The organism is Bacteroides propionicifaciens DSM 19291 = JCM 14649, from assembly GCF_000375405.1.
GTDB classification, from domain to species: Bacteria; Bacteroidota; Bacteroidia; order Bacteroidales; family Bacteroidaceae; genus Bacteroides_E; species Bacteroides_E propionicifaciens.
In genome coordinates, this window is sequence record NZ_AQWS01000003.1 from 110,277 (window position 1) to 121,385 (window position 11,109).

11 protein-coding genes, 1 tRNA gene and 1 rRNA gene are annotated in these 11,109 nt (G+C 39.4%); 10 read left to right on the forward strand and 3 right to left on the reverse strand.

Annotated elements, in window-relative coordinates; translation table 11 throughout:
• Nucleotides 1-45: 45 nt before the first annotated feature.
• The 10 genes from B091_RS0101700 (at nt 46) to B091_RS0101745 (ending at nt 8,461) form a co-directional block, all read left to right on the forward strand.
• A tRNA-Lys gene (locus tag B091_RS0101700) sits at nt 46-118 on the forward strand.
• Nucleotides 119-258: 140 nt separating this feature from the next.
• A complete protein-coding gene (locus B091_RS0101705; RefSeq protein WP_018108278.1) occupies nt 259-936 on the forward strand; it encodes an HD domain-containing protein in 678 nt (225 codons plus the stop codon).
• Between the two features lie 254 nt (nt 937-1,190).
• Entirely contained in the window at nt 1,191-2,006 is an 816-nt protein-coding gene (locus B091_RS0101710; protein WP_018108279.1) for a PstS family phosphate ABC transporter substrate-binding protein, read from the forward strand.
• 10 nt (nt 2,007-2,016) lie between these two features.
• A complete protein-coding gene (pstC, locus tag B091_RS0101715; protein WP_025069342.1) occupies nt 2,017-3,207 on the forward strand; it encodes a phosphate ABC transporter permease subunit PstC in 1,191 nt (396 codons plus the stop codon).
• A gap of 8 nt (nt 3,208-3,215) precedes the next feature.
• Nucleotides 3,216-4,073: a phosphate ABC transporter permease PstA gene (pstA, locus tag B091_RS0101720; RefSeq protein ID WP_025069341.1), complete on the forward strand. Its 858-nt coding sequence runs from the start codon at nt 3,216-3,218 to the stop codon at nt 4,071-4,073.
• A gap of 12 nt (nt 4,074-4,085) precedes the next feature.
• A complete protein-coding gene (gene pstB / locus B091_RS0101725) occupies nt 4,086-4,832 on the forward strand; it encodes a phosphate ABC transporter ATP-binding protein PstB (RefSeq protein ID WP_018108282.1) in 747 nt (248 codons plus the stop codon).
• An 11-nt stretch (nt 4,833-4,843) separates the two neighbouring features.
• Entirely contained in the window at nt 4,844-5,527 is a 684-nt protein-coding gene (gene phoU, locus B091_RS0101730; RefSeq protein WP_018108283.1) for a phosphate signaling complex protein PhoU, read from the forward strand.
• 36 nt (nt 5,528-5,563) lie between these two features.
• On the forward strand, nt 5,564-6,259 hold the full coding sequence (locus tag B091_RS0101735; RefSeq protein WP_018108284.1) for a two-component system response regulator PhoB: 696 nt from the start codon (nt 5,564-5,566) through the stop codon (nt 6,257-6,259).
• Nucleotides 6,256-7,977, forward strand: coding sequence for a sensor histidine kinase (locus B091_RS0101740; RefSeq protein WP_018108285.1), 1,722 nt, complete (start codon nt 6,256-6,258; stop codon nt 7,975-7,977). The genes B091_RS0101735 and B091_RS0101740 overlap by 4 nt, the downstream gene beginning before the upstream one ends.
• Nucleotides 7,978-8,083: 106 nt before the next feature.
• Nucleotides 8,084-8,461: a RidA family protein gene (locus B091_RS0101745; protein ID WP_018108286.1), complete on the forward strand. Its 378-nt coding sequence runs from the start codon at nt 8,084-8,086 to the stop codon at nt 8,459-8,461.
• 43 nt (nt 8,462-8,504) lie between these two features.
• Here B091_RS0101745 and B091_RS0101750 read toward each other — a convergent pair whose 3' ends face one another.
• From B091_RS0101750 to rrf, 3 genes are all read right to left on the reverse strand, one after another.
• A complete protein-coding gene (locus B091_RS0101750) occupies nt 8,505-8,903 on the reverse strand; it encodes an NUDIX hydrolase (protein ID WP_018108287.1) in 399 nt (132 codons plus the stop codon).
• 151 nt (nt 8,904-9,054) lie between these two features.
• Nucleotides 9,055-10,791: a ubiquinone-dependent pyruvate dehydrogenase gene (locus B091_RS0101755; RefSeq protein WP_018108288.1), complete on the reverse strand. Its 1,737-nt coding sequence runs from the start codon at nt 10,789-10,791 to the stop codon at nt 9,055-9,057.
• A 199-nt stretch (nt 10,792-10,990) separates the two neighbouring features.
• Nucleotides 10,991-11,101 (reverse strand): 5S ribosomal RNA (gene rrf / locus B091_RS0101760).
• Nucleotides 11,102-11,109 lie beyond the last annotated feature (8 nt).

The following is an 11,109-nucleotide window of genomic DNA, read 5'->3' on the forward strand; positions in this document are numbered from 1 at the left end:
ATTATTCGTTTATATTTGCACTCGCTATCAAAAAGCAACAGGATTGATTCGTTAGCTCAGCAGGTAGAGCACAACACTTTTAATGTTGGGGTCCTGGGTTCGAGCCCCAGACGGATCACTCAAAAGGAGGAAAACTTGTTAAAGTTTTCCTCCTTTTTTATACTGCAACCTTAAGATTTACTTTAGCTTCTGTCCCAACCTTTCGATTTCTTGTAACTCATTACTACAAATACATCTAGAACAAAACATTAAGATAACATGGACGATAACAAGAAAATAATTACTTATAAAGATATTAAACAATCACCAGAGGTTAGAGCCTACATCAAACAGGCTGATATCTCACTTGCGGCTTTAGGCCTTACTGAACATAGCTTTGCACATGTAACTAAGTGTGCTGAAGTAGCGGGTAAACTACTCCAAGACTTGGACTATGAACCCAGAAAAGTAGAACTAGCCAAAATTGCAGCCTTCATGCATGACATAGGTAATGTAATAAACCGTGTTGACCACGCACAAAGTGGAGCTATGATGGCTTTTTGGATTTTAGATAAAATGGGTATGCCCTACGAAGAGACAGCAATGATTATCAATGCCATAGGGAACCACGATGAAGGTACTGCTTACCCTGTCAATGCAATTGCAGCAGCAGTTATTATAGCCGATAAAAGTGACGTAAGACGTAGCAGAGTGAGAGATAAGAAAACCATATTTTCGGACATTCATGACCGAGTAAACTATGCCGTAGAGAAAGCAGAACTTATTATGAATAAAGAGGATAAAGAAATTGTTTTGAATCTTAAAATTGACACCTCTATTAGCTCTGTGATGGACTATTTTGAGATTTTCCTTCAGCGAATGCTCTTGTGTAGAAAAGCAGCCAACTTCTTTGGACTTGACTTCAAGCTAAATATCAACGATAGCGAGCAAGCATAATAAAAGAAATAATGCTAATATAAAATGACTTACTGGGATGCCCTAAACGACCTACTCGCTTAGGGCATCCCAGCTATTAACAAGACTCATCTCACTTACTCACCCTCAAAAGCCTAATCTAGTCCAAAATAAAACCTTAACAAATTCGTAATAATTTCTATTCTCATTCGTAATATCTACTCTCTAGATTTGCTCTCAGAATAAAAGATTGAGTATTTATTAAGATAATATACGAAGTCGATTGAATTACGAATATGAATAAAATTTTAGGTATAATCATTCTTGGTTTCTTGCTACCACAGCTGAGTTTATCCCAAAAGATAAAAGGCTCCGACACTGTGCTCCCTCTTTCGCAGAAAGAGGCTGAGGTATATATGCAAAAACATCCCGAAGCTACCGTCACTGTTACTGGAGGTGGTAGTGGAGTGGGCATTGCTGCACTACTAGAAGGAACTACCGACATCGCACAATCTTCAAGACGAATTAAGTTTGACGAAAAAAACAAACTTAAGAACATGGACAAGGAGGTTGTTGAAGTTATTGTAGGTTACGACGCACTAGCCGTAATTACACACCCCTCAAACCCAATTAAAAAACTCACTAGAGAGCAGCTAGAAGGTATCTTTAGAGGTAAAATTAAAAACTGGAAAGAACTTGGAGGAGAAGATTTAAGAATCATTCCTTATTCAAGAGAAACCTCATCGGGAACTTACGAGTTTTTTAAGGAGAGTGCCCTAAGATATAAAAACTACATGAACGGCATCATGAGTATGCCAGCCACAGGATCAGTAATTCAATCCATTAGCCAAACTAGAGGAGCTATAGGCTACGTAGGGCTTGCTTACGTTAACCCAAGTGTTCAAGCTATGGAACTCTCTTTTGATGGAGGAAAAAACTACTCGAACCCCTTAAACACTGAAACGAGTGATGTGATTTACCCTATTGTTCGCCCACTCTACTTCTACTATATCCAGAAGGAAGAAGCTGGAATTAAGCCATTTCTTGATTATGTATTATCCGACGAAGGACAACAACTAGTAGCCGACTTAGGTTTTATCAAAGTAAAATAGCATGAGAAAAATACGCAAAATTATAGAGAAGATTGTTGAGGGTATTCTAACCTTGAGTGGAATGGCAACAACATTAATCATCTTGCTAATCATCGTTTTCCTTTTCAAAGAAGGATTTGGTTTCTTCAAAAGCCCTGTAGTTGAAAAAGGTTACGAAGTATGCTTAAACAGTAGCAATACGGTAGATAAGCTAAGCTCGTATCAGATCAAACAGATTTTTGACGAAGATATCACCAATTGGAAAGAGGTGGGTGGAGCAGATGCCCCCATCACCCCCTACCGATTCGAATACCTATTTGAGCAATATGACGAAGCCGACTTTGGCGAAGAGTATAAGTTATTACCTGCAAAGATTGCAGAGATTATAAAGGCAGATCCAAACATCATAGCTTTTATGCCTACCAAGTATGTGCCACAAGATTTATCGATACGTACACTACCTAGAGAAAACTTTGGATTTGTAGATTTCTTTTTCGGTAAAGAGTGGATGCCAACAGCAACACCAACTGCACAGTTTGGAATCTTACCCCTAATCCTTGGAACACTTCTGGTGAGTATAACAGCAATTCTAATTGCACTACCATTGGGTCTGGGTGTAGCCATTTACCTATCGGAGCTTGCAAGCAAGCGAGTTCGTAAGATATTAAAACCTGTTATCGAACTACTCGCAGGTATCCCCTCGGTGGTCTATGGATTCTTTGGTTTGGTAGTCTTAGTTCCACTTGTCCAAGATTGGTTCAACCTCCCTGTAGGAGAGACTGCATTTACGGGAAGTTTACTTCTGGCTATAATGGCTCTGCCAACTATTATTACGGTAGCCGAGGACTCTATGCGAAATACACCACGTGCTATGCGTGAAGCCAGTTTAGCACTGGGTGCAACACAATGGCAGACCATATACAAAGTGATTATACCTTATGCTAAGTCGGGGATTTCAGCAGCTGTTGTGCTAGGTATCGGACGTGCGATAGGTGAAACAATGGCTGTTTTGATGGTAACAGGTAATGCCGCAGTTATGCCAACTACCCTATTCGAACCCATACGTTCAATCCCAGCAACGATTGCAGCCGAGCTTGGTGAAGCACCTTCGGGTGGAGCACATTACGAAGCCCTGTTCTTGTTGGGTTGTATCTTATTCTTCTTAACACTTATCATTAGTATTTCAGCAGAGGTCATCTCAAAGAGACATCCTCAAAATTAAAGTAACAAATGATGAATAAAAAAGTAACACAGAAAATAGCCTTTACGATATTCAAATTATTGGGTGTTTTAATTGTAGGAATACTACTTTGGATACTAGGATTTATTATCTTTAACGGCATCGGCGTGATTAACTGGGAGTTCTTAAGCACAGGTCCTAAAGACGGAATGACGGGTGGCGGAATTTTTCCTGCCATCGTAGGTACCCTCTGCTTGATGCTTGGAAGCATCGTGTTTGCATTCCCCTTAGGTATCATGTCGGCCATCTACACCAGCGAATATGCAGGTAGTGGTTGGATAGTACGTTTTATCCGTGTAATGACTAATAATCTTGCAGGAATACCTTCAATCGTATTTGGTCTTTTTGGTATGGCACTGTTTGTTAATACCATGGGATTTGGAGACTCGATTATTGCTGGTTCGATGACCTTAGGGCTACTTGTATTGCCCATTATAATTAGAACAACCGAAGAAGCGATTCAAGCTATACCTGACTCTTTTAGACAAGCCAGTTTGGCTTTGGGCGCAAGCAAGCTTCAAACCATACGAAAGGTGGTTTTGCCGATGGCTTTTCCAAACATTATAACGGGTCTGATTCTATCTATTGGTCGGGTTTCGGGAGAGACAGCCCCTATTCTTTTTACAGTAGCTGCCTATTTCTTACCCAAATTACCGACCTCTGTTTTTGACCAAGTTATGGCACTTCCCTACCACCTATATGTGGTAGCCACAAGTGGAACAGATGTAGAAAAATCGAGACCAATAGCCTATGGAACAGCCTTGGTTCTTATCGCAATAGTTCTGATAATGAATCTACTTGCCAATGTTCTAAGAAGATATTTAAGCAATAAAGTAAAAAAAGATTAAGACTAAGCAATCATGATAAAGACAGAAGATATAAATTTCTACTACGGCGACTTCCAAGCGATTAAGAACATCAGCATGGAAATTGAGCCCAATACGGTTACAGCTTTTATAGGCCCATCAGGTTGTGGAAAATCAACTTTTTTGAGACTATTCAATCGCATGAACGACTTGATTGATGGCACACGCCTAACTGGTAATTTCATTATTGACGGACAAAATATCTACGACAAATCCGTCCAGGTTGATGAATTACGCAAGAATATAGGAATGGTGTTTCAGAAGCCAAACCCTTTCCCTAAATCAATCTTCGAAAACGTAGCCTACGGACTTCGCGTAAATGGAAATAACAATAAGAAGTTTTTAGAAGAGCGTGTCGAAGAGGCACTAAAAAGCACAGCACTTTGGGATGAAGTCAAAGACAAACTCAAAAAGTCGGCTTTCGAACTTTCTGGAGGTCAGCAACAACGACTTTGTATTGCTAGAGCCCTTGCTGTATCACCCTCTATCCTACTTATGGACGAACCTACATCGGCACTTGACCCCATTTCAACCTCTAAGATTGAAGAGCTAATCTTTAAGCTTAAACAAGACTATACCATCGTCATTGTAACCCACAACATGCAACAAGCAGCAAGAATTAGCGATAAGACTGGTTTCTTTATGCTGGGCGAATTAGTGGAATATGCCGATACAAAGAAACTATTTACTAACCCGGCTAAAACAGAGACTCAAAACTACATTACGGGTCGTTTTGGATAAACCTTATGAATATGAAACCAACAGAATTAGAATTACAAGCGCTTCGCACAGAAACAGATGAAATGTGGAAATTAGTTTTATCTCAAATCGAGAAAGCCAAGCTTTGCTACCTCAGCTACGATAGAGAATTAGCATTCGAAATCATCAGTAGAGAAAAGAGAGTCAACGCTTACGATTCAAAAATAGACAGCGATTGCGAAAACTATATAGCACTTTATGCTCCTGTAGCCATTGATTTGCGTTTGATTCTTTCACTACTTAAGATTGTCAATACATTGGAGCGCATTGGAGACTTTGCCGAAAGCATAGCCCGCCAAATTTTGGATGAGGACTACCCTAAGATAGACACAGCACTTGCCGAAGAACTACAAATAGAGACCGTATTTGACACGGTAATCACCATGTTGATGGAATGCTATATTGCATTCGACACCGAAAATACAAAGCTTTCAGGTAAGATTTTGGCTACTGACGATAAGGTCGATCAACTTTACTACGATGCATTGCCGATTCTGTCAAACTACATCCTAGCAAACCCAGAGAAAGGCGTTTATAGCTTAAAGACATTGCTTATTTTACGTAAGTTAGAGCGCATGGGAGACCATTGCAGCAACATTGTTGAAGAGATTGTGTTTTATATAGATGCAAAAGTTCTTAAGCACACCAACCCCAAAAAGAGTGTAGATAAACAATAGACCTCACTCTAGTATCGGAATCAATAAAATCAAACTATGAATATTAAGCCAAAAATATTAATTGTCGACGACGAACCAGATATATGTGAAATTCTAAGCTTCAACCTCAGCAACGAAGGTCTTGATGTCAAAACAGCATATTCGGCTGAAGAAGCTTTAGAACTAGTCACACCCGACCTCTCCTTAATACTCTTAGATATAATGATGGAGGGGATGTCTGGTTACAAAATGGCTGAAAAGCTCCGAAACGAAGGCAATCAAATTCCTATTATATTCTTGACAGCCAAGCGAACAGAAAATGATATGCTAACAGGCTTCTCTGTTGGTGCAGACGACTACATAGCCAAACCATTCTCGGTTAAAGAAGTTATTGCACGAATCAAAGCCTTGCTAAAGCGATCAGAATCGATTACTAAAAAAGAGAAAACAGCCACAAGTTTAGAGTTTGATAGTTTGGTGATTGATTTGGCTAGTAAAGAACTTTTTATTGATAAAGAGCTTATAAATCTGACTAAAACTGAGTTTGAAATATTAGCTTTGCTAGCAAATAACCCGACACGCATATTCTCCCGTGAAGACATCATCAATGTAGTTTGGGTCGAAACACCCTACATTACTGAGCGAACGGTTGATGTGCACATCACACGTCTTCGTAAAAAGATGAAAGAACATGCAAGCTTAATTACAAGCCGATCGGGATATGGTTACCGATTTAATATTAGTGATGAATGAAAATAAGTTATAAGCGTAAGATATTTTTATACGCTTTCTTCTTACTAACTCTTTTTGCTGGAAGCATCGTGCTTTTCGAGTTTTCAGAATCGAAACGAGCTCGCGTAGAATCTATCGAGGGTCAACTTGATGTTTACGCTACTACACTTTATAGATCCATCCAGAAAAAGGGTGGATTTGATAAAGCTTCAATAGATAGCCTGCTCTTTCTGTTTCCTCAAAACCTTCGAATCACAATTTTAGACTCCAACGGTCAGGTTGCCTACGACAATATACAGCTCGATACGGCACAAATGGATAACCATATCCAACGACCCGAAGTGATACAAGCAACACAAAGTGGCAAAGGGCGAGACATCCGAACATCCATGACCAACGAAGAGCAATACCTCTACTTTGCCAAACAATACCAATCGTTCTACATTCGGGTAGCACTGCCCTACAATATGCAGTTAAAGGAGATTCTCAAGACCGATAATATCTTCCTATACTTTATCATTGTCTTGTTTGTAATCGCATTATACAGCATCCACATACTCTCTAAGAGATTATCACAATCCATACGGGAGCTTCGGGACTTCACACGACATCCTAGCAAACTCAACGAAGAATTAGTCAATAGCTTTCCGCAAGACGAGCTAGGTGAAGTAGCCTATAAAGTCGTTGAGAACTACCGTGACTTAGAGCATAGCAAAGCTCAAATAGCGCTCGAACGAGAGAAACTACTTCAGCATATACACTCTTCTCAAGAGGGAATATGCTTCTTCACCCCTACGAGAGAGGTGGAATTCTTTAACGGATTATTCATGCACTATCTCAACATTATGCTTGATGAGAACACGACTCGAGCAGGAGTTATTCTGCATGACCCGCAATTCAAACAACTTCATGACTTTTTAAGCGAGAACAACGAGCAAAACTTCTTCGAATCTAAGATTGCTAAACAAGGCAGGCAGTTTAATATACGCGTGAATATTTTTGAAGATAAGAGCTTTGAGATCATCATCAACGACATTTCCGATCAAGAGAAAACTAGACTACTCAAACAAGAGATGACCAATAATATTGCTCACGAACTGCGTACTCCAATCACCAGTATTCGAGGATATCTTGAGACAGTAAAGACTCAAGAGCTTACCCCAGAACAGCATCAATACTTTTTAGAGAAAGCTTACAGTCAGGTAATCAACCTTACTCAACTCATCGACGATATGAGCATGATTACTTCTATTGAAGAGGTGCCACAGTCGTTCGACTTCGAAGAGGTAAACCTCAATGCAATTCTACAGCAGGTTTACAAAGACTATCAGGAAAGCCTACTTGATAAGGGTATTAATTTCTATAATAATCTGCCAGAGAACTGCCTAATGAAGGGCAATCAGAATCTACTCTATGCTGTATTCAGAAACTTGGTAGAGAATACAATTAAGTATGGTGGAGAGAATGCACATATCCATATTAACCTGTACAACGAAGATAATTTTTATTACTATCTCTCCTATGCCAATGAAGGGAGTAGCGTTATCGATGAGATTCACCTAAAACGACTGTTCGAGCGTTTCTATCGCGTATCAAGTGGTAGAACACGCAAGACTGGCGGAACAGGCCTCGGGCTATCAATTGTGAAGAACGCAATTCAGATTCACAAAGGCTCTATCATTGCAAAGAACAGAAAAGAGGGTGGTTTAGAGTTCTTATTCAAGCTTAGAAAGAACTAATCTCGATAAAATCTGAGGGTAAGGCAATAAAAAACTTGCTTCTATGATTTGACTCTAGGTGATAATAAGTAAATTAGGCTTATTAATTTATTTAGACAGGATAATTATGAAAAAGATTATTTCAACTCCCAAAGCACCAGCTGCAATTGGACCTTATAGCCAAGCCATAGAAGTAAATAACACAATCTATATCTCGGGGCAACTACCCATAGATGTGGCAACAGGTGAATTTCCAGCGGGTGGTATTAAAGAGCAAACTCAAGCTTCGTTCAATAATATTAAAGCCATATTAGCTGAAGTAGGGCTTACCACAGAACATATCGTAAAAACGACCGTTCTACTGGCCGACATGAACGACTTTGCACAGATGAATGAGGTATATACTCAACAATTTGAAGGTACTTACCCTGCACGATCAGCCTTTGCTGTCAAAGCATTGCCTAAAGGTGCATTAGTTGAAATAGAAGTTATAGCAGTTCGCTAAAACAGCAAAGCTCAGAGTGAAATTCCACTTTGAGCTTTATCTTTTATATCAGTTTATCTCTTACAAGATTATCATAAACCATCAGAACCCCAACAACCTGAACGGGCTCTTGTCTATACTCATCATAACTAAAGTACCGTAGCCCTCCTATCTCATGAGCAGCTTTAAACTCAGCTAAAGGATATAGATAACACTCTTGCTCCATGATAATTCCTTCAGTTTCGCCATAAGCTTGTGCTGTAATATGACAGTAATATTCTACATCATCCATATCAAGGGCAACTGATAATTCTTCTTTTATTTCTCGCTTCAAAGCATCAGCTAAAGATTCGCCTTGATCTACCTTACCTCCTGGCAGGTACCAAGCTTTTTTATTTTTGCTATAAGCCAGTAGCAATTTAGAATCTCTTACGGAGATTAATCCAACAGTGGGTAGTTTCATAATAGTTGCAAAGATAAAGAACCTCTTAACTTCTAGAAAGCAATAACACCAATAAAAATAAAGACTAACTCAAGAGCTGCAGAAATAGAATAAGAACGGTGAGGAAATACTTCCTCACCGTCTATTAGTATCCCACTATCAATAGATAGGATTATAAGAAATCACGCAAATGCTTTAAGTTAGACTTAGCCGTATCAAGGACATCGTCTATTCTACCTGCCATCACAAGTTTGATCATAGATTCAGCATAGCCTTTCATTTGTTCGAATTCAATTTTAGGAGGCATTGCCAAAGCATTTTCATCTGTCATTACAGACACCAATACTGGACCTTCTTCTTCCAAGGCACGTTTCATGGTATCTTCCAATTCATCGGGGTGAGAAACAGCGTAAGCTTTCATTCCCATGGCGCGAGCAACAGCTGCAAAGTCAGGGTTAAACATTTGTGTTTGACTATCGGGTAAACCAGCAACTTGCATTTCTAGTTTAACCATACCGAGTGAACGGTTATCGAAAACTACTAATTTAACTGGAAGTTTATATTGTACGATAGTAGCCAAGTCGCCAAGCAACATGGAGATACCACCATCACCACAAAAAGCGATTACTTGTTGGTTTGGACGAGCAATTGATGCACCAATAGACATAGGCATGGCATTGGCCATAGAACCATGACTAAACGATCCAAGCATTTGTCGTTTACCGGTAGCTTGTAAATAACGAGCCCCCCAAACGCAACACATACCAGTATCAACTGTGAAGATTGCGTCATCATCAGCAAGTTTGTTTACTGTTGAAGCTACGAACTCTGGTGAGATATTATTCTCGGTACCTTTATGTTCGGCTGCGTTGGCTAAATTCTCTTTAACCTTAGCATATATTTTAAGTTGTTTTTCAAGGAAGCTATCGTCCGATTTAGTTTCAATCAAAGGAAGTAGGGCAGCAAGAGTATCTTTAGAATCTCCAGCTAATCCTAATTCGACTTTAGCACGACGACCAATTCGCTCTGGGCGATTGTCAATCTGGGCAATCTTACATTTGGTTGGCATAAACCCTTGGTAAGGGAAATCCGTTCCAATCAAGACTAATAAATCGGCATCATGCATAGCTGCATAAGCTGAAGGTAATCCCAAAAGACCAGTCATACCCACCTCATAAGGATTATCGTGTTGAACAACCATCTTACCTCTAAAGCTATAGCCAATAGGAGATTTGATTTTATCAGCTAACTGAATGAGTTCTGCATGAGCACCAGCTACACCAATACCACAATAAAGCGTTACCTTCTTTGATTCATTGATAAGATTAGCTAATTTCTGTAGTTCATCGTCAGTAGGTCTAAATATTGATTTAACTGGCAATGAGTAAGTAGCAGTTAAGCTATCCACAGCTTTATCTGCAGCTACATCACCAGGTAAACCGATTACAGCAACCTCTTTTTTAGCAATTGCATGTTGCACTGCCGATTGAATCATACGAGCAAATTGCTGAGGAGTAGAAGCAAGTTGGTTATAGCCACTGCAATCTTCAAACAATTTCATAGGACTAGTTTCTTGGAAATAAGAAGTACCTATTTCGTATGTAGGGCAAGTAGATGCAATAGCCAATACCGAAGCATTAGAACGTTGAGCATCATACAGACCATTAATTAGGTGAACGTGACCAGGGCCACTACTCCCTGCACAACAACCAATACCATTAAGCTCTGCTTCAGCCATTGCTGCATAAGCACCAGCTTCTTCATGTCGTACGTGAATCCATTTCACATCGCCATCTTTACGTACAGCATCATTTACTTCATTAAGACTATCGCCAGTAACAGCATAAATATGCTTGATACCTGCATGTTTTAAGTTTTCAACGAGTTGACTAGCTACTTTTCTACCCATAATATATCTATTTAAATATTCAGTAATACAATCTCACTAATATCATAGGTAACAAGTGCTTAGGTATTATAGTTTAATAATAATGCCATTTTATAATAAGAGACAGCTAAATAATTGATTTATATTAAGGCTTATCATGACCTATATAAACAATAAAAGAGAGAGTCATTAGGACTAATCCTATGACTCTCTCTTCTTAAAAAGGCGGCTACCTACTCTCCCACGGGTATGCAGTACCATCGGCGTGACAAGGCTTAACTTCTCTGTTCGGAATGGGAAGAGGTGGAACCCTTGTGCTATAACCACCTAAAATATCTT